The organism is Chryseobacterium sp. 22543, from assembly GCF_052044565.1.
Classification (GTDB): Bacteria; Bacteroidota; Bacteroidia; order Flavobacteriales; family Weeksellaceae; genus Chryseobacterium.
Window position 1 is genome coordinate 606,476 of record NZ_JBQENH010000003.1, and the last position, 19,062, is coordinate 625,537.

The 19,062-nt window shown below is 34.9% G+C and carries 18 protein-coding genes; 11 read left to right on the forward strand and 7 right to left on the reverse strand.

Features of this window, described 5'->3' with window-relative positions:
- Positions 1–345 precede the first annotated feature (345 nt).
- Positions 346–2,265 (forward strand): threonine--tRNA ligase, encoded by a 1,920-nt coding sequence (thrS, locus tag ACTJIP_RS13600; protein WP_077417552.1) that lies wholly within the window; start codon positions 346–348, stop codon positions 2,263–2,265.
- A 173-nt stretch (positions 2,266–2,438) separates the two neighbouring features.
- Positions 2,439–2,939: a translation initiation factor IF-3 gene (gene infC, locus ACTJIP_RS13605; RefSeq protein ID WP_172625635.1), complete on the forward strand. Its 501-nt coding sequence runs from the start codon at positions 2,439–2,441 to the stop codon at positions 2,937–2,939.
- A 131-nt stretch (positions 2,940–3,070) separates the two neighbouring features.
- On the opposite strand, the gene ACTJIP_RS13610 is transcribed toward infC, so the two are convergent.
- Positions 3,071–3,631 (reverse strand): hypothetical protein, encoded by a 561-nt coding sequence (locus tag ACTJIP_RS13610; RefSeq protein WP_077417554.1) that lies wholly within the window; start codon positions 3,629–3,631, stop codon positions 3,071–3,073.
- A gap of 158 nt (positions 3,632–3,789) precedes the next feature.
- Between ACTJIP_RS13610 and ACTJIP_RS13615 the strand changes: the two genes are divergently transcribed.
- From ACTJIP_RS13615 to ACTJIP_RS13630, 4 genes are all read left to right on the forward strand, one after another.
- The gene (locus ACTJIP_RS13615; RefSeq protein ID WP_228408852.1) at positions 3,790–3,966 is read left to right on the forward strand and encodes a hypothetical protein; all 177 of its coding nucleotides are present in this window, start codon (positions 3,790–3,792) and stop codon (positions 3,964–3,966) included.
- 60 nt (positions 3,967–4,026) lie between these two features.
- Positions 4,027–4,608, forward strand: coding sequence for a hypothetical protein (locus tag ACTJIP_RS13620; RefSeq protein WP_257468907.1), 582 nt, complete (start codon positions 4,027–4,029; stop codon positions 4,606–4,608).
- Positions 4,609–4,701: 93 nt separating this feature from the next.
- On the forward strand, positions 4,702–4,863 hold the full coding sequence (locus ACTJIP_RS13625) for a hypothetical protein (RefSeq protein ID WP_257468906.1): 162 nt from the start codon (positions 4,702–4,704) through the stop codon (positions 4,861–4,863).
- Between the two features lie 114 nt (positions 4,864–4,977).
- Complete coding sequence (locus ACTJIP_RS13630) at positions 4,978–5,544, forward strand: hypothetical protein (protein WP_440704708.1); 567 nt, start codon at positions 4,978–4,980, stop codon at positions 5,542–5,544.
- Positions 5,545–5,625: 81 nt separating this feature from the next.
- Here ACTJIP_RS13630 and ACTJIP_RS13635 read toward each other — a convergent pair whose 3' ends face one another.
- The 5 genes from ACTJIP_RS13635 to ACTJIP_RS13655 form a co-directional block, all read right to left on the reverse strand.
- The gene (locus ACTJIP_RS13635) at positions 5,626–6,255 is read right to left on the reverse strand and encodes a response regulator transcription factor (RefSeq protein ID WP_077417558.1); all 630 of its coding nucleotides are present in this window, start codon (positions 6,253–6,255) and stop codon (positions 5,626–5,628) included.
- A 2-nt stretch (positions 6,256–6,257) separates the two neighbouring features.
- Entirely contained in the window at positions 6,258–8,465 is a 2,208-nt protein-coding gene (locus ACTJIP_RS13640; RefSeq protein WP_440704709.1) for a tetratricopeptide repeat-containing sensor histidine kinase, read from the reverse strand.
- Between the two features lie 61 nt (positions 8,466–8,526).
- The gene (locus ACTJIP_RS13645) at positions 8,527–10,995 is read right to left on the reverse strand and encodes a tetratricopeptide repeat protein (protein WP_440704710.1); all 2,469 of its coding nucleotides are present in this window, start codon (positions 10,993–10,995) and stop codon (positions 8,527–8,529) included.
- Between the two features lie 108 nt (positions 10,996–11,103).
- A complete protein-coding gene (locus ACTJIP_RS13650) occupies positions 11,104–11,868 on the reverse strand; it encodes a hypothetical protein (protein ID WP_077417564.1) in 765 nt (254 codons plus the stop codon).
- 2 nt (positions 11,869–11,870) lie between these two features.
- Positions 11,871–12,242: a hypothetical protein gene (locus ACTJIP_RS13655; protein WP_228408857.1), complete on the reverse strand. Its 372-nt coding sequence runs from the start codon at positions 12,240–12,242 to the stop codon at positions 11,871–11,873.
- Between the two features lie 1,034 nt (positions 12,243–13,276).
- Here ACTJIP_RS13655 and rpmI point away from each other — a divergent pair.
- The 5 genes from rpmI (at position 13,277) to ACTJIP_RS13680 (ending at position 18,126) form a co-directional block, all read left to right on the forward strand.
- Positions 13,277–13,474 carry a 50S ribosomal protein L35 gene (gene rpmI / locus ACTJIP_RS13660; protein WP_002979658.1) on the forward strand — a complete coding sequence of 66 codons (198 nt, stop codon included), beginning with the start codon at positions 13,277–13,279 and terminating at the stop codon, positions 13,472–13,474.
- A 119-nt stretch (positions 13,475–13,593) separates the two neighbouring features.
- Entirely contained in the window at positions 13,594–13,938 is a 345-nt protein-coding gene (gene rplT / locus ACTJIP_RS13665) for a 50S ribosomal protein L20 (protein WP_034694451.1), read from the forward strand.
- Between the two features lie 380 nt (positions 13,939–14,318).
- Complete coding sequence (locus ACTJIP_RS13670) at positions 14,319–15,500, forward strand: M28 family peptidase (protein ID WP_440704711.1); 1,182 nt, start codon at positions 14,319–14,321, stop codon at positions 15,498–15,500.
- A gap of 64 nt (positions 15,501–15,564) precedes the next feature.
- Complete coding sequence (locus tag ACTJIP_RS13675; RefSeq protein ID WP_440704712.1) at positions 15,565–16,740, forward strand: M28 family peptidase; 1,176 nt, start codon at positions 15,565–15,567, stop codon at positions 16,738–16,740.
- A gap of 216 nt (positions 16,741–16,956) precedes the next feature.
- Entirely contained in the window at positions 16,957–18,126 is a 1,170-nt protein-coding gene (locus tag ACTJIP_RS13680; RefSeq protein ID WP_440704713.1) for a M28 family peptidase, read from the forward strand.
- 75 nt (positions 18,127–18,201) lie between these two features.
- Here the strand turns inward: ACTJIP_RS13680 and ACTJIP_RS13685 are convergent, their stop codons facing one another.
- On the reverse strand, positions 18,202–18,624 hold the full coding sequence (locus ACTJIP_RS13685) for a hypothetical protein (RefSeq protein ID WP_219072655.1): 423 nt from the start codon (positions 18,622–18,624) through the stop codon (positions 18,202–18,204).
- Positions 18,625–19,062 lie beyond the last annotated feature (438 nt).

The following is a 19,062-nucleotide window of genomic DNA, read 5'->3' on the forward strand; positions in this document are numbered from 1 at the left end:
TTCTAACCTTTTATTATTGTATCAATACCCTGTATTCATCGGATTAAGATATTACTTTTAATCTTCTAAACTTATATTTTTATTCTTTTTGTAAGATTTAAAATTTCTATTGCTTTTTCTGTAATCTATTAAAAAACAAACCCGAGAAAACGACAAATTCCAGTTATACTAAGGCAATAAAAGTGACAGAATTATTTTCTGAGAACACTGCAATCTAAAGCATATGACTCCCAAACGTTAAAAATCTTTCTATTTTCGATATTAATTCTCATTCTAAATACAGATGGATATAGTATTTTATCTAAAAATTCCGTATTTTTGCCTCTTAAAATTTCTTAGTAAACAATGATAAAAATTACACTTCCAGACAATAGTGTCAAAGAATTCGAGGGAGCAGTGACTCCTCTAGATGTGGCAAAATCTATAAGCGAGGGATTGGCTAGAAACACCATTTCCGCAATTGTTAATGACAAACAAGTAGAAACAACCACACCTATAACCACGGATTCTACGGTACAGCTTTTGACCTGGAATGATGATCTTGGAAAGAAGGCTTTCTGGCACTCTTCTGCCCACCTTTTGGCGCAGGCTATCCTTGACTTTTATCCTAATGCTAAGTTGACGATTGGCCCTGCCATTGAAAGCGGATTCTACTATGATGTAGATTTCGGGGATGAAAGCTTATCTGAAAAAGATTTTGAAAAGATTGAAAAAAAGATCTTAGAAAACGCGAAGAAAGGTTCTACCTTCTCCCTTTACCCGGTTTCTAAAGAAGATGCTTTAAAAACATATGCAGACAATCCTTACAAAGTGGAATTGATCTCTAATCTCAATGATGGAGAAATCACTTTTGTAACGCATGATAACTTCACAGACTTATGTCGTGGTGGTCACATTCCGAATACTGGAATCGTAAAAGCGGTTAAAATTTTAAATGCAGCAGGAGCGTATTGGAGAGGAAATGAAAAGAACCCTCAATTGACAAGAGTATATGGTATTTCTTTCCCTAAACAGAAAGACCTTACTGAATATCTTGAAAGATTAGAGGAAGCTAAAAGAAGAGACCACAGAAAATTAGGTAAAGAACTTGGAATTTTTGCATTCTCTGAAAAAGTAGGTGCCGGGTTGCCACTTTGGTTACCAAAAGGAACTGCTTTAAGAAGAAAGCTTGAAAATTTTCTTTCAGATGCTCAGAAAAAAGGAGGTTATGAGTTTGTAATGTCTCCACACATTGGGGCAAAAGAACTCTATGTAACTTCAGGACACTGGGATAAATATGGGGAAGACAGCTTCCAGCCGATCAAAACTCCGAATGAAGGAGAAGAATTCTTATTGAAGCCAATGAACTGTCCTCACCACTGTGAAATTTACAAGACTTCACAATGGAGCTACAGAGATTTGCCTAAGAGATATGCAGAATTCGGAACTGTTTACAGATATGAGCAAAGTGGAGAGCTTCACGGATTGACAAGAGTTCGTGGATTTACTCAGGATGATGCTCACCTTTTCTGTACTCCGGATCAGCTTTCTGAAGAATTTGAAAAAGTAATCGATTTAACTCTTTATGTTTTCAAATCTTTAGGGTTTGAAGATTTTGTAACTCAGGTATCATTAAGAGATCCTGAAAACAAACAAAAATATATCGGTTCTGATGAAAATTGGGAGAAAGCAGAAAGTGCCATCATCAATGCAGCTCAGAAGAAAGGATTAAAAACAGTTGTGGAATACGGCGAAGCGGCATTCTATGGACCTAAGCTTGACTTCATGGTGAAAGATGCTTTGGGAAGAAAATGGCAGCTGGGAACAATCCAGGTAGATTATAACCTTCCTGAAAGATTTGATCTTCATTATATCGGAAATGATAATGAAAAACACAGACCGGTAATGATCCACAGAGCACCATTTGGTTCTATGGAGCGTTTTATTGCTATTTTGTTGGAAAACACAGCAGGTGATTTCCCATTATGGTTAAGCCCGGAGCAGTTTATTATTCTACCGATCAGTGAAAAATATGTAGATTATTCAAAAAAAGTTTCACAATTTTTGGAAAATCACGATATTAGCGGTCAGATTGACGACAGAAACGAGAAGACAGGTAAAAAAATCCGTGATGCGGAATTGAATAAGATTCCTTTTATGCTTGTAGTAGGGGAAAATGAAGAAAATGAAGGTACGATTTCTGTAAGAAGACGTGGAGAAGGAGATCTTGGAGTGATGAAACTGGAGGATTTCGTTGCTTACTTTAAAAAAGAAGCAGCCATATAATTTAAAATTAAAAGATTGAAGGATTCAAAGGATTAATACCAGAACAGAATCTTTCAATTTTTAAATATTTAAATCAATTAAATTAAGTAATTAACCAATAAAATTATAATACAATAGCACAAAGATTTAACAACAGGGGCCCACAAAGACGTCCTGTACAGGAGGACTTACACTTGATCAACGATAAAATTCGTGTGAGAGAGCTTCGTTTGGTGGGCGATAACGTAGAGCCAGGAATTTATCCAATTGACAAAGCAAGACAGATTGCTGCTGAACAGGAATTGGATTTAGTAGTAATTTCTGATAAGGCCGAACCTTTTATTGCAAGAATATTAGAATACAAAAAATTCTTATATGAGCAAAAGAAAAAACAGAAGGAACTTAAAGCTAAGCAAGTAAAAGTGGTTGTAAAAGAGATCCGTTTCGGGCCTCAGACAGATGACCATGATTATGAATTCAAAAAGAAGCATGCTGAAAAATTCCTTGAAGAAGGTTCTAAGCTAAAAACCTACGTATTTTTTAAAGGACGTTCGATTATCTTTAAGGATCAGGGAGAAATTTTGCTTTTAAAACTTGCTCAGGAACTAGAGCACGTGGGTAAAGTAGACCAGCTTCCTAAACTTGAAGGAAAAAGGATGATTATGATGATGAGTCCTAAAAAACCAGCAAAATAATTAAGTCATTATTTTAATATAAAGAAACCTCAAAGCAATTTGAGGTTTTTTTATACTAAAAATTTTAGAAAAGACTGTAAATATCGCTGATCCATACTATTCTACCCATTGAATCAACGGCAAGATGCCTGTTATCCCTCAAAATTACCACAGTCATGCTCTGTAAAAAGTGGCAAAGCTTTTTCGGTGGTAAAGTATTTTGATATTCTTTTGTTTTTTAATTCCAGCTTTTTCCCTTCTATAACGAGTTCGTAAACGGGTGCTTTATCTATTTGCGTTACGATATAAGTTCTTTCCGGTGTTTTAAAAATGGTTTTGTTTCCTTCATTAGAGAATGAAAAATCACTAATTTCAAAGGTATCTTTTTCATCACAGACATTCGTCCATATTATTTTCTCTTTGGTTATGGATACACTTGTCAAATCGCATGAATAACAGTTTCCGGAGAATTCTATGCCATATTTCTCATACACATTTACACTTTTACTATTCAGGAGATCAATGGGAACAAGTTCTGAAAGCTCACCCGGTAGCTCTGATGTTGATGTATTATTTTTTTCCGGAGCAGGTGTAGAAACCGGAGCTGTTTTAGCATCTGTAGAAGCCACTTTTTCCACTTTTTTGTCTGTAGCGGGTGAACAGGAAGCTAGTAAAGCGGTCACAATTGAAAGGCTGATTATTACGTTTTTCATTTTTTATAAATAATTTTACAATACTTAGTTTATCGTTTGGTAAAATTGTCCAAATTCTCTCATTCAATATATCCCTGTTTTCAGCCATTTATTCCCTATACCAGGTAGTTTTGTTGGTATCTGTACTGAATACTGATACATTTACCAAAAAATATAAAATGAAAGCTTTAAATCAATTCTTCATCTCATCTATGATTGTTTTTGTGGGATGCAATCAGCAGAATAAAACAACAGAAACAAACAAAGTAGAAACTGAAGTTAAGCAAAAAACGATAACACTGGCCAATTTCAAAAAAATAAAAGGGGTAGATAATGTACAGGATGTTCCATTTTAATTATTTACCAAGCTGGATTCTATACAATTTTTTGCGGCTCCGAATAAAGATGCTGCTCATATGAAAATGGCTTATAATAAGTTTGATAATTATTACGGATTTGAAGAATTTGAGGACTTCTACTCTATTCATTATAGCATTAATAACAATATTTCGAACAGTATTGAAGCGTTTGTCCTGAAGTCAGAATTCACTCCGGCATATGAACTTACTTTAAAAGGCGTAGATCTTTACGAGATCAGAAGCAGCACATTTAAGGAATCGAGTGATTTTAAGAACAAATCTTTTAAGAAATTTGGTACCATTGCTGAGATTTCAGAACAGGAATTTAAAGCCAGCTCAAAAAATCAAATTGGTGAAGCATTGGTAAAAAATCCGAATATACAACTGCAGGATGGCAACTGGGTATACATAGAAAATGGAAGAAAAGAAGTCATTACACAACATGAAAATATTTCTACAGAAACCGGGCCGCTTGCTAATGAATATGTGGGACAGTCACCTTTCTTAAACCTGGAGGTTTTCAAAGAAAATTCTGACGAAGTTGTAGATTCCTTCTATTCTTTTTACAGTATAAAAAACGCAGTGATGTTTGAGCTGGGTACAGAAGGCTATCCACAAATTCTTCCTACTAAAGGCTGAGTTACTTCTGTTTCATCCAATAATGATGTGGGGAGTAATTTTGTTATTTCTAAATATTTTCCACAAACAAAGAAGCAAGATAATCTTTTGTACGTGAATTTCACCAACTTCAAAATAGCAGATAATAAAAAGGCATTCTGGACTGATAATGATACTTTTTATGCAGAAGTCTATCCACTCAATTCAGCTTCAGCCAATGGTAAAAAGCAGAAAGCAGCTTATATAAAAATCCAGTTGAAAGCAAATCTGTTTTAGGAAAAATTTTTTAAGGGTAAAATTAATTTAAGTTTAGAATAAAAACCCCTGAAATCAGCCAGTGTTTATAGCTATAAAGTCCAATATCTTTGCGGTAATATTTAAAGAGATACAATGAAAAAATTAAGTTTGACCATCCTTTTTTGTTTATTAAGTTTTATAACCTTCGCACAATCACTGAAAGTAGTTATTAAACAGGACGGAAAGGTAATTCAACCTGTCAACGATGTTTATGACCTGAAAAAAACAACGTTCCAATTTGAAATTACATCTTCCAATCTGGAAGGGTTTCTAGTGGGGGCCACTACGAATAAAGATGTTTATGCAGGAGCTTTAGGCATTTTGAACACTGAGGTTGCATGGTTTCAGAATACGGGCATGGCGGAGGAATTGTATAATAAGGACAAAGAAATGTTTCTGATGGATTCTGCGCCATCATACTGGTATTATACCGATGCTAAAGATCATAGATTCGATAAAAATCCTAAAGGTAATGCAAAACAATGGACAGCTACCCGCACTATTACAAGGTTTTATGATATCATGGCAGATCAACCTATTGATTTAACGGATTTTAACGACAGGGTTTTCATATTAATGTATGAGCCTGTATATAATGACGAATATGATTTAGTAGGAAAAAAAAATCTGTTCCAGGCAGCTTTGAGATTCAAAGATTAATGAGTACACACCCGATTATTTGATTATATAAAAAAGGTCTGCTTTTACGATGTAAGCAGGCCTTTTTGTTGGATGAATATTTTATTCGATCACCAAACCGTATTCTATAGCCAGTTTAATGGCGGAACTAAGATTAGAGGTTTGAAATTTCTCAATAAGATTTTTTCTGTGGCTTTCCACCGTGTGCGGGCTGATAAAGAGTTTTTCTGCCATTTGATTGGTTGTAAGTCCTTTTGCTGCTTCAGCTAAAATTTCTTTTTCTCTTCGTGTCAGTTTTGGAACATGATTTAATCCATCTGTTGATTTTTTCTCCAGAACGGACCTGGTTTGTGAGCATAAAAACCGGTTACCGGTATATACGGCAGTGATTCCTTCAAGGATTTCGGAAACTGAAGCATTTTTCTGAATATATCCTAAAGCGCCTTCCGCCAAAGAACTGTTAATAACAGGCAGTTCATTGTGAACGCTGAGGATGATAATCTGAAGGTTACTATACTTTTTCTTTAAAGGTTTTATCAGTTCGATGCTGTTGACATCTACCAGATTGATGTCCAGCAGTAAAATATCAACGGCTTGTTTCGCCAGGCCTGCATTCATTTCTGAAACGTTTCTGAAACAATCTACAACATCTATGGTATCGCTGTTTCCTAAAATATTCTTCAACCCTTCTAAGAGAAGTGGATGATCATCTGTTATGGCTACTTTTATCATGTTTAATAAATAGGAATTTGAATTTCTATACTGGTACCAATATTCAATTCGGAGGTGATATTCATTGTTCCTTTTAAAAATTGGACTCTTAATTCTATATTGTGAAACCCTGCTGTTTTTCTAACGTCCAGGTTGGTATGATCGAAACCTTTACCATTATCTTCTACCGTAAGGTTTAACAGATTTTCTTCTTCGCTCACCTGAACAATAATTTCTGAAGTATCGGCATGTTTTATCGCGTTATTCACCAATTCCTGAATGATTCTGTAGATAATCAGCTGCTTTTCCTGTGATATGGAATTACTGTAGTTAATAAATTCAGTATGGATCTCCAATGCACTATTGGAGATACGGGAAGCAAACTCCTGAATGGCTACCTCCAAACCGTATTTCGTTAATAAATCGGGCATTAAATTATGTGCTACCCTTCTTAACTCTTCTACAGCTCCATCAATCTGATCAATTGATTTTGAAATTCCTTCTTCTATATTTTCGGATTGATGAGGGTCTAAATAAGACAACTGATGCTTAGTTCCTGAGAGCAATCCTCCCAATCCGTCATGAAGATCACGGGCAAGACGGCCACGCTCCTGCTCCTGCCCTTCAAGCAATGCAGTAAGTGTGGAAATTTTGGAATTTTGTTTCTCTTTTTCCATGGCCAGGGCATGCAATTCGTCTCTTTGTTTCATAGACTTAGCACGCTGTTTATAGGCATAAAGCAATAAGAGAATCAGAACAATGAAAAAGATAATAAAGAAAATGTAGTACGTATTGATCTTCTCTTTGAATGCCAAGAGCTTTTTAAAGTTGTTAATATCATTATTCTTCTGCCGGGTTTCCAGTTTTGCTAAACGAAGCTGCTGTTCTTTTTTTTCCGATTCAAGTTCTGAAAATTTCAATCGCTCACGCTGGTTTTCTTCCACCAGCTTTAAGTTGTTGTAGACCTGTTCGCGCTGTGCACGCAAAATGTTAATCAACTTAATTTCCTGTGCTTTCTTGTCACTTTCCAGCTGTAACTTGATATATTTCTGTTCCTGTCGTTCTTTATCAAACTGTGATTCTAATCTTTTGGTAATATCCAGTTTTTCCTGATCGTAAACGCTTTTGTATTTATCTACATAACTTTTATAATAAGTCAGCGCTTCTTTGTAATTCCCCTGCTCTTCACTAATTCTGGATAAAGATTCAAGAATAGACAATTCAATATTATGATCTCGGACCGGACTTTTCCCAATTTCCATGGAGGCTTTTAGAAAATAAGATTTGGCTAAATTATAATTCTTATTCTGCAGCGCCAGTTCTGCCAGAATCCCAAATGAAGAAGCGATATGAATGGCATCACCGGTTTCCAGGCTCACTTTATTGGCCAGCTGAGCGTATTGCATCGCCTTATCACTGTCAAACTCGGTATATAAATTGGCTAAATTGATGGCTGCATAAGAAAGACTGCTTCTGTTGAGCATTCTGTCTTTATTTTTGTTGAAAGTCGCAATAGCCTGCAGATAATACTGCTCTGTTTTATTTCTCAGCTCTGTATTTGATTGATTTTGAATGTATTTTTGTTCATACACATACCCCATTCGCATATAGGCATCGAAGATAAGATTGGGATCATTTTGTTTGGATGCGAGCAACAGAAACTGCTTGCTATATTTCTCTTCCAGCTGATATTCATTGAGGTTGGAATAAATAGTGGACAATTCTTTCGCTACGTTGCCAAATCTCCCGTACAGCGTGGAGGTTGTTGGTGAGTTTTCGTAATAGTCGATCGCTTTCAGATAAGCCGCAACGGCATCAGTTGTTTTGTTATTACGGGTCAGAATCCAGCCTTTTGCGTAATTAAAATAGCCTTTAGCCTCGTTACTATTGGTTTTTAAGCTATAGACCTTTGCCATGTCAAGACTTTTTGAAGACTCTGCTGTTTTATTATCCAACCGATAGTTCATGGCTTGTACAGCGTATAAAATCGTGGCATACTTTCCATCTGCCTGTTTTGATGCAATGGAAATATTGGTTTCTAAAACCTGATAAGACTTCGGTTTAAGGTTATGAAAAAATAAGGCAGTCGCGTATTTGGGAGCCAGATTGAGCTGTTCTGCTGTATTGTTTGATGCATGGCTGTATTCCTTTTCTAATTTACTTAAAACATCCTGCGCCTGAGCAAAAAACGGACAAACACATACAATAAATATAAATAATAACCTGTACATCAAACCCTTATCTCTATTAAAATTCATTCCATTAAGGAACGTAAATATAGGTAAATCCCTGCTAATCTATCTTGAAACCATGCTTTTCAGCAAAAGATCTCCATTTCTGAAATTTCTTTTCATTTTTAAAAGTCGGATCTTCACCATAGTAATACACCAAACGTTGAGCTGCATATTCGTAGGCACTATAAGCATTGGCTTGTTCAAAATACTTGATGGCTTTCTTCAAATCTGCTTTTACTCCCATTCCGAGTTCGTAGATAATACCATAATAAATACCTGAATAAGACTGATCATAGTCTTTCTTTAAATACACCAAAAGGTTTTTATAATCTCTTAACTGATAATAGATTTCTGAGATTTTATCGTAATTATAATAGTATTTTTTCTCTGCTTTCTGATAAAAATCCAAAGCTTTATCATAATCCTGTAATACATGTTCTCCAAAATAATACAGGTCACCTAAATTGGCAAGCGCCATTCCGTCACCCAGCTCAGCGCTTTTCCCATAAGCCTGAATCGCCTTTTTTATATTAAAAGAATATCCTGTTCCGTTGTGATACAAAGCCCCAATATTGTTCCAGGCTACAGGATGATTTTTTTGTGCTGCTTTTTCGTAATATATAATTCCTTTTTGTGGATCAAACAATGATTCAATCTCAGGATCAGTGAGTAATATCCCTATTTCCACCAAGCTATCCAAGTCGTCTTTCTGAGCAGATAACTCAAACAAACGAAGCGCTTCGTGGTAATTTTGATTTTCTTTTGCGTCAAAAGCCATTTTTTTAATGATTCCAACCTCCATGAATTGTTCGGAGTTTTTACCTGCCTGGCTCTTCCAACGTTTATAAAAGGAAATAAAGTATTCTAAATCTTTCCCCCGGAATGAATACCGATCCAAATAAATAGCACCATATCCGGAAGCCTCTACCCGATGGATGCTTTTATCTTCATTCATTCTAAACATATTTTCACCCTGATATAGAAACAAAAGACCTTCTTCTGTTCTGTAATTCAAAGGATTGGAAATATAGTCGTACAATTCGGTTGACAGACCATTCTCAAAATCAAACAACTGACAACCTTCATTTTTTTGGACCAATAAAAATCCATTTTCCACATAATGGATCTGTTTAATTTCTGACTGGGGAGCGATTAACCAACGTTCATTGTCTGCATCAAAAAGTCCTGATCCGACTTGGGTTTCAAGGATAAAGACATTCGTTTTATACCCGACATTTGATTCTGCTTTTACTTTAATAATAGATTCATTTTCTAACAGAAACTGATGTTTTAAGGAGTGATAAATCTTCCAGTTTTTATCTTTACGAACAGCGAGAGTTTCAAAATTATCTATTAAAATCAGTTGATCCGCTTCGTCTATGATAAGACTGCCTTTTTCATCTATTAATTTTCCTTTCTTGTCAAATTTATTCGGTTTAATCCAGAAACAGGTACTTGTTTTTAAGATACTTCCTTCCAGAAAATCACCCAGATAGTTCCCTTCCCTTGTATAATATCTACGTTTGCCGGTTCCTTTTTGTTTGGTGAAAAATAGCTCAGGGAAATAATCATATTCATAAGGACTTTCGCTTTCAACAGGAATAATCAGTCCATTTTCATCGTTGTAAATCCCAAATTCCCCACCTTTTTCTACGCCTAAGAATCCATAGGCTACTCTTTCAACAGCATCATAATCGGGAGGAATCATCCATGTGTTTGAATAGATTTTTAAAATACCTGATTTTCCATTCACTTTTACTTCACCTAAAGGTTCCTGCATAAAATCGAATACATCAAAAGCATCTTCATATATGGGAGGAATCCATTCTTTTCCATCACTTTGCAGGTAACCGAATAAAGTATCTTTTTGAATCACAGATATACTGTAATTATAGTCTGCTTCAAAAATCTCATCATAAACAGCAGGAGCTAAAATACCTCCTTTTGCATCCTTCAGTCCAAATTTTCCGCCTTCTTCATATATAGAAGATGCGGCTTTTTTATAAGCAAGTTCCTCAAAATATCCCAACCCGTAATTAATCCAGTCGGTTTGTAAAATTTCGAGAAATGAAGAATACCCTGTCTGCGAGAATAAGGAATCCAACAACGAAAGATTCTGAGCTTCCACAGCCTTTTTATACAGCTTACTTTTCTGCTGAATTTCCACCAGCCATTCCTTTGCCTGTACCTTATGTTTTTCTTCGTTCATATTGAAAACATCCGTTGCATTCAATACGAAAGAGTCGTAAGGCAAGGCCTCCAGGAACTCAAACATTTTGTTGACAGGTTCGTAGTAAGCTTTTTTGTAATGCAGCTGATAAGTATCGGCCAACAGATTGAAAAAGTAGCGTAACTGAACAATTCCCTGGTATTTATCAGAGAAAAACTCAACACCTTCCACTCTGATATCTTCTGCCAGCAGAGGATACAGCAATAATGGAATTTCATAGTTCCACTCGCCCAGATAGGTATCGAATGTCTGATTTGATTTTTGATCGTAATTGTATAAATAAATCCGGTGTGCCATTTGTTAAATTTTATCCCGTCGGAAAGCATTAAAACATTCCTGATTACAATAATTTTATTGAAATTAAATAACAGTAATTTGTAAAACTGTCTTCCAAAGAGCTTGTTATTAAGTATATTCGAAACAAATCACTGCTTTTTGCAGCTCTTTGTCATGAAATAAATACAATTGGTCTGCTGCTGTTTTTTGAAAATCGTATCCCTCCAGGCACGCAATATAGTCCATCAATATATTATCGGTTTTATAAGGTTTCTCCAAGAGGTTACATCCAGAATAGTTACATAATTCAAAAGGAAGTTGACTTGTATTGATTTCATCAAAGATCCCTCCTGTTTTTGCCTGAATTCTTTCATGTAAATATTCATTAGGCTCATCTGTTTCCAGATCCTGCACTGTCAATTTACGAAGCCGCTCTAGCCTTCTTATATCCTCTACCTCCAATCCCGGCCGATTAAAATCCCGGTCATAGAGCTTTCCATTTTTATTGAAGTATTCTTTTAATAATGAATACATGGCACTATTCATATTATATTCAATTTCATCCTCTGAATACTGATCGCTATAATTTGCCGGATCAATTTCTTTGGAAAAAGTAAAATAATTCCAGTCTGCGTCAAATTTATATTTGCCATCAATGACATCAAAACCAACCATATCTGCTTTTGTAAACCGGGTGTGGTATTGGGATGTAGAAGAACCAATTTGTCCGTCAAAAAGTTCTTTTACCGATACCATGTGCAGCCACGTATCATCCTGAGGATCTATAAGTTTTAGATTAATTGAACAAATCGGCAGAAAATATTTCTTATGATTTTCAATATCATCATAAAATACGTCTTCATATTCCGGAAAAATTTTTATTAAGTCGTTCATTTCTATTTTCTTATGAGTTGTAACTGCTTTCCTTTTTTCACAATATCAAAGGCCATGTCTTTTGCCGGTTTGAAAGTCTTTGTAGGAGCTTCACAGGTTCCTGTCTTGCGGATACTGTCAACTTCCATTTCTATTTGATCGGCCTGCGTAAAATAATATCTGCCATATACTTCTGTAAAGCAATCATTTCCACATTCCCAACTGTCATAACTTTCAAATTTTTCTTCATCTAAAAAGTTTACAGCATAAAAATTAAGAATTAATGTAGAATCTATTCTCTTTGACAGTTTATAAATTTTATCACCACCCGGAGCAATAAGTCCTCCACTATCAACAATCCAATGGGTATTTTTCAACTCATTCGGAAAATTCATTTTTTTTCTCTCGGGATTCTTGCAGCTGGTGAACAGTGCCAATATGATACTCAACAATATAAAAGTAAGAGTCTTATTCATGAGGCTATTCCATAGTTTTATACATATTCACTAAGCATTTTGCTTCTGAACATCGGTTTCTTCTGCAAAATAATTTTATTTTGTCAAATAAAACAACAATCCGGACGGGATCAGCTATTACTTTTACAGCTTCTCCTTCACTCAATTTTATTTGGCTAGTGTTTTTACCCATACTTTTTTAGTGTTTGTTCGAAATAAGAATTTATCTTTTAATTGGGTGTGAAAAAGAAAGCTATAAAAGTTATAAATTAATGTTTATCTAAGGGAAAGACTGTCAACAGCTATCATCAAAACCATGAATTTTTAACCGTTTTATCTTTAGTAAACTTTTGAATCAAAGATAAAAATAGGGATTATAAAAAAACATCCCTGATACCAGTGGTTTTTTAATCATTTGCGCCTTTTTAGAAAACTCCTTAAAACACCTGAATTACAGCTTTTATAACAATATCATACAAAAATAAAATGCAGTTAAAGCAACTCCAATAGTTCCGGAGATGAGAAATAAGAGCATATAATACCGTCCGCTTTTATTTTCCTTTCTTATAGAATTAAATATAAAAGTGGTGAGCGTACATAAAAATCCTGTTCCGAAAAACACGATCAAAACAGCAAGAAATAATGCTCTTTCCAGGTGTAAGTCTGCAGATGATAACATATTTTATAATTAAGAGATTAAAATTAGGGAGAATGGAAAAACACTGCAATCCCGATTATCAGCTATATTTTAAGGAAGCTAAACCATTAACAGAGATCTTTTGGCCCTTTTCAAATCATAGTATATAAGAATAACTGACCGTAAGAGGCTATAGAAAAGACAACCCTGTTCGTATGCATTAAAAATTACTTTCATGTGTCACTTTTTTTTCGTAATTTTGCACACTATTATTCCTAATGTCTTTAGGAGTAACCAAAACAGATATTGATAACAAAAACAATAAAAAAGCAGAACAATGCCAAAATTAAAAACGAAATCAGGTGCTAAGAAACGTTTTGCTCTTACCGGTTCTGGTAAGATCAAAAGAAAAAACGCTTACAAAAGCCACATCTTAACTAAGAAAGAAACTAAGCAGAAGAGAAATCTTACTACTACTTCTTACGTAGCTAAAGTGGACGAGAAAAGCGTACAACGTCAATTAGCAATTAAGTAGTTTTTATAAATCTATATTCGGTTTATAAGAATTCAAAACAAATTCAACATTTTAACCCTGAAACGGAGCAAATAAGAGTAACATCAGTTGCCGCCCTTTTCAAAAAAACAATTTAAATTATGCCAAGATCAGTAAATGCCGTAGCTTCAAGAGCTCGCAGAAAGAAAATTTTTAAGCAAGCTAAAGGTTTTTTCGGTAGAAGAAAGAACGTTTGGACTGTAGCTAAAAACGCGGTAGAAAAAGCAATGCAATATGCTTACCGTGGTAGAAAAGAGAAAAAGAGAAACTTCAGAGCACTTTGGATCACTCGTATCAACGCGGGAACTAGAGAGCACGGAATGTCTTACTCTCAATTTATGGGAGCTCTTAAAAAGAACAACATCGAACTTAACAGAAAAGTTTTAGCAGATTTAGCAATGAATCACCCTGAAGCTTTCAAAGCTGTTGTAGATCAAGTAAAATAATGTAGAATAGATTTTGTTATCAATATAAAGTCCCGGGGTTTCCCGGGATTTTTTTGTTTTATATCTTTTCTTTTCGTGTGTTTTCAGGGTGAAATCCAGTTTCAGATCTTTCAGATTTCAGGGCTATTTAATATATCATTAGTAACATTTACCTAGTTGGATGATGAATTAATAAAATTTTTAACATAAATATTTGAAATAACAGAAAAATATAAATAAATACAATTCATTTAATGAATACCAATCTAGCATAACAATAAACAATATAAAAAGATATATTATTGTTAAAAAAACAAACAATTACAGAGAATAAGACTTAATTATTAATAATAAATAATGATTTATTGCTATATTTACAATTCTTAAAATAAAGTATCAAAATGAAAAAAGCTGTAGTTTTTTTGCTGACTTCCATTGCAGTGCAAAACATTGGTGCACAGAGTTTTATTCAGGCTTATAAAAACCGGGCTGATATGGTCACGCAAGCCAATATCAATACCAACCTTCAGGAATTTGCCGGGTTTGGAATAAAAAAGACGGGAACAACAGCTAATAATAATGCGCTAGACTGGCTTAAAAACAAATATCTGTCTTATGGATATACAGCCAATGACTTTTCTGAAGATGCTTTCACCTACGGAGGCAATCCGTCAAAAAACCTGATTATCACTAAAACCGGAACTTTATATCCCAACAAATATGTCATTATCTGCGGGCATTACGACACCATCGTAGGACCTGGCGTAAGTGATAATGGCAGCGGAACTTCTATTATTCTTGAAGCAGCAAGAATTCTGAAAGATATCCCTACAGAGTATTCTATTAAGTTTATTCATTTTTCCGGGGAAGAGCAAGGCTTGGTGGGAAGTAATCATTATGTAAACAATGTAGCTTACCAAGGAGGTACAAAGGTTCTGGATATAAAACTTGTTTTAAATATTGACCAGGTAGGAGGCCTTATAGGAAATAATAACAATACCATCACTTGTGAAAGAGATACCGGAGGAATATCTTCCAATAACGCTGCATCTAATACCATAACACAGGAATTGATGACATGTACTACCCTTTACTCTACTCTTCAGACGAATCTTTCTTATGCTTACAGCTCAGATTATATGCCTTTTGAAGCTAAAGGATATACGATTACCGGATTTTATGAAACGATCCTAAGTAATAATGAGCATACGGTAAGTGACACCTATGCCAATATTGACCCTGTGTATGTCTTCAATGTCGGAAAAGCAGCTGTGGGAGCACTACAGCATTTTGCCGTTGCCACAACATCGAATAATCTTTTAAGCACCCATGAAGCTGCGGTACAGAAATCAGCAGAAGAAATCAGAATTTATCCTAATCCTGCGAAAGATCTTGTAACCGTAGAGTTTCAGCAAAAAGTAAAACAATTCAAAATTGAAGTAAACGACATGGCCGGAAACACTATTTTAACCCTTGAAAATCAGGAAAAAATAAATACTTCAGGTCTTAAAAACGGAGTTTATACATTTACCATCAAGACTGATAAGGGAAATACAACAAAGAAAATAATCATTAATAAATAATGTCAAGTTTAAAATACAGATGAAGGTTAATTTTATCAGTATTTCATGTATTACAATTATAAAAATGAAGAAAATCGCTACTTTTTTACTGGCTTCCATCGCCTTGCAAAGTCTTGGAGCTCAAAGTTTCATTCAGGCTTATCAGGACAGAGCGAATATGGTAACGCAGACCAATATTACGACTTACCTTCAGGAGTTCGCTAATTTAGGGGTCAAAAAAACGGGCACAACAGCAAACAATAACGCTCTTGAGTGGCTTAAAACAAAATATCTTTCCTATGGATATACAGCCAGTCAAATCGCAGAAGATCCTTTTACTGCAGGAAGTTATAACTCTAAAAATCTGGTGATTACAAAGACAGGAACAGTATATCCTAATAAATATGTTATCATTTGCGGGCATTTCGACAGCATTACCGGTTTGGGAGTTAATGATAACGGAAGCGGAACTTCTATTATCCTTGAAGCAGCCAGGATTCTGAAAGATGTACCAACGGAATATTCTATAAAATTCATTCATTTTTCCGGAGAAGAACAAGGGCTTCTGGGAAGCAGCCACTATGCCAATACAGTAGCGTATCAAGGCGGTAACCGTGTTTTAGATATAAAACTGGTCTTTAACCTTGATCAGGTGGGCGGTGTAATGGGAAATAATAACAATACCGTTTACTGTGATGAAGATCAGGGAGGACTTCCATCCAATAATGCGGCTTCTGCAGTGGTGACCCAGGAACTGAGAAACTGTACAGCACTCTATTCTCCTCTTCTGACCGCTGTAGATCCGGCAGAAGACACGGATTATATCCCTTTTGAACAGAAAGGCGAAGTGATCACAGGGTTCTTTGAAAGGATCAGAAGTACATATCCGCATACGGTAAATGATACTTTTGCCAATACAGATCCCGTATACATTTATAATATAGGAAAAGCAGCTGTGGGAGCACTTCAGCATTTCGCAGTTGCTACAGGAACATTGGGAACGCATGAAGCTGTCGCAAAAAACACATTGGAAACTGTAAAAATCTACCCAAATCCAGTAAAGGATGTCATCAATATTGAGCTTCCCGATTTCGGAATCAAGAATTTCACTTTTGAGATTACTGATTTCCAGGGAAGATCTATTTTCAAGAGAACCAATGAAACAAAAATCAATGCTTCCGGATTGGAGAATGGTGCTTATCTTGGAATTTTAAAAGTCGGAGATCAGACTGTAGTAAGAAAAGTAATGATCGAAAAATAGTTCGCAATTCAATATCATTAAATTATAAAACCTTTGAAACTGTTCAGAGGTTTTTCTTTTTCTGTCAATCACCAATATTAAAGAATTTACAACATTCATACATCTTTCAATGCGAAATATATTGACAGCATAATAAAAATTTCATTTTATCTTAAAACATTAAACACTTCATTGTGATTTATTTACTACATTAGTGTTACCAAAATAATATTATATATGAAAAAATTTACCACAGTATTATGCACTGCATTGATGATGCAGAGTATCGGGGCTCAAAGTTTTATCCAGGCTTATAAAGACAGAGCAGATATGGTCACCCAAGCCAATATCACTACAAATCTTCAGGAGTTTAGTAATTTAGGTGTAAAAACTACAGGCTCAGCTGCAAACACCAATACACTGAACTGGATTAAAAACAAATATATTTCGTACGGCTATACTGCCAGTCAGATAGAAGAAAGTCCTTTTACTTTTGGAAGTACCAGCTCAAAAAACTTAATCATTACCAAAACAGGAACGCTTTATCCTAACAAATATGTCATTATCTGCGGGCATTTCGATACCATCTACGGCCCGGGAGTGAATGATAACGGCAGCGGAACATCTATTATTCTTGAAGCCGCAAGAATTCTGAGAAATGTGCCTACTGAATATTCTATAAAGTTCATCCATTTTTCTGGTGAAGAGCAGGGATTAAAAGGAAGCAGTCATTATGTGAATAATGTGGTATATCAGGGAGGTGTACGTAAATTGGATATCAAACTTGTCTTCAATCTTGATCAGGTAGGAGGTGTGAAAGGAAATAATAACACAACCGTATATTGTGACGAAGACCAGGGAGGAGTTTCCAGCAACAATGCAGCTTCTGCAGCAGTCACTCAACAGTTAAGAAACTGTACAGCACTCTACTCTCCTCTTCTTACAGCGGTAGATCCGGCTGCTGATACAGATTATATTCCTTTCGAACAGAAAGGTGAAGTGATTACCGGATTTTTTGAAAGGATAAGAAGCAGCTATCCTCACAGCTCTAAAGATACCTTCACCAACATGGATCCTGTCTATGTATATAAGATTGGAAAAGCAACTGTAGGGGCATTACAGCATTTTGCAACGGCTACTATTACCATGAGCAAACCCGCTTCTAAAAACTCATTGGAAGCCGTAAAAATCTATCCTAACCCAGCCAGTAATATACTTAATATTGAATTACCGGATGCTAAAGAAAATAATTTCAGCTTTGAACTGAGCAATTCTATAGGAAGAACAATGCTTAAAGTAAATAATGAAAATAAGATAGATGTTTCCGGTCTTCAAAATGGAGTGTATATTGGGGTTTTGAAAGTAGGCGAAGAAACTCTTGTAAAGAATATTATGATTGAAAGATAAAGATCAATCAATTTACAATAAAAACAGCAGGAATAATCCTGCTGTTTTTATGAAAACCATTATTCAGGTCTTACCTTACTTTAAACAGTTATTTTGTAATGCTAATTCTTTAATTTTAGAAATTATCTCTTTATCATTAATAAACCCCTCTTTGATATCTGTTAATAATTCTTCCAGAGTTACTTTATAAAGCTCTGCATCATTATTTGATAAGAACTCTATTATCTCATCAAAAGCCCTATCATAATCTTTCAATTTACAAAAAGACAGATATTTTATTTGAGAAGCCAGTTCATTATGTTCATCATTTTTCAACAATTTATCAGCGATATCAATTGCCCAATCAAATTCTTTCAAATGATACCAGCAATTTGCCATGAACAACAACCTGTAGCTTTCAGACTTTGAGGATAAACCATTTAATGTATTTAAAATAGTAAGTGAGGGCATGTACTGTCCACTATCCATTAAATCTTTAGCTTTTTGTAAAGGAATCATGATTTAGGAGATTGATCTATTTTTTAAAACTAAAAAACATTTTGCATTTTGGGAAGGTATTAATTTCTTTCTTTTTATTATGAAATACTCTTCTTCGTTTACAGAAACACTGTCACTTTGTCCCAGCGTGCTATGGTATTGTGATGCCAGAAACAAAGTATCCCTTTTCACAATCCATATTCCTGAAAACTGTTCGACAGAACTTGGATACATCAAAAGAAATTTACTGTTCTTCTTAAGTAAAAGTATACTAGCTGGAGCATCAAAACTATAGCAAGTATTAGCATATCTTCCTTGCTTCAATTGCGATTTATAATTGATCAATGAAAGAAAAGAAATTAGTATAAATATTTTTCTCATTGTATTGTAATCTTCAAAATATTATTTAAAATACTTGATTCCTTTTCCTATTGAAATAATAAGTAATACTCCACCAAT

Coding starts and splice junctions, on each gene's coding strand:
- ACTJIP_RS13610 (WP_077417554.1), bottom strand. CDS start 3,631: ATGAAAAACGTAATAATCAGCCTTTCAATTGTGACCGCTTTACTAGCT.
- ACTJIP_RS13615 (WP_228408852.1), top strand. CDS start 3,790: ATGAAAGCTTTAAATCAATTCTTCATCTCATCTATGATTGTTTTTGTG.
- thrS (WP_077417552.1), top strand. CDS start 346: ATGATAAAAATTACACTTCCAGACAATAGTGTCAAAGAATTCGAGGGA.
- ACTJIP_RS13635 (WP_077417558.1), bottom strand. CDS start 6,255: ATGATAAAAGTAGCCATAACAGATGATCATCCACTTCTCTTAGAAGGG.
- ACTJIP_RS13645 (WP_440704710.1), bottom strand. CDS start 10,995: ATGGCACACCGGATTTATTTATACAATTACGATCAAAAATCAAATCAG.
- rpmI (WP_002979658.1), top strand. CDS start 13,277: ATGCCAAAATTAAAAACGAAATCAGGTGCTAAGAAACGTTTTGCTCTT.
- rplT (WP_034694451.1), top strand. CDS start 13,594: ATGCCAAGATCAGTAAATGCCGTAGCTTCAAGAGCTCGCAGAAAGAAA.
- ACTJIP_RS13630 (WP_440704708.1), top strand. CDS start 4,978: ATGAAAAAATTAAGTTTGACCATCCTTTTTTGTTTATTAAGTTTTATA.
- ACTJIP_RS13640 (WP_440704709.1), bottom strand. CDS start 8,465: ATGTACAGGTTATTATTTATATTTATTGTATGTGTTTGTCCGTTTTTT.
- ACTJIP_RS13675 (WP_440704712.1), top strand. CDS start 15,565: ATGAAGAAAATCGCTACTTTTTTACTGGCTTCCATCGCCTTGCAAAGT.
- ACTJIP_RS13685 (WP_219072655.1), bottom strand. CDS start 18,624: ATGATTCCTTTACAAAAAGCTAAAGATTTAATGGATAGTGGACAGTAC.
- ACTJIP_RS13650 (WP_077417564.1), bottom strand. CDS start 11,868: ATGAACGACTTAATAAAAATTTTTCCGGAATATGAAGACGTATTTTAT.
- ACTJIP_RS13670 (WP_440704711.1), top strand. CDS start 14,319: ATGAAAAAAGCTGTAGTTTTTTTGCTGACTTCCATTGCAGTGCAAAAC.
- ACTJIP_RS13620 (WP_257468907.1), top strand. CDS start 4,027: ATGAAAATGGCTTATAATAAGTTTGATAATTATTACGGATTTGAAGAA.
- ACTJIP_RS13655 (WP_228408857.1), bottom strand. CDS start 12,242: ATGAATTTTCCGAATGAGTTGAAAAATACCCATTGGATTGTTGATAGT.
- ACTJIP_RS13680 (WP_440704713.1), top strand. CDS start 16,957: ATGAAAAAATTTACCACAGTATTATGCACTGCATTGATGATGCAGAGT.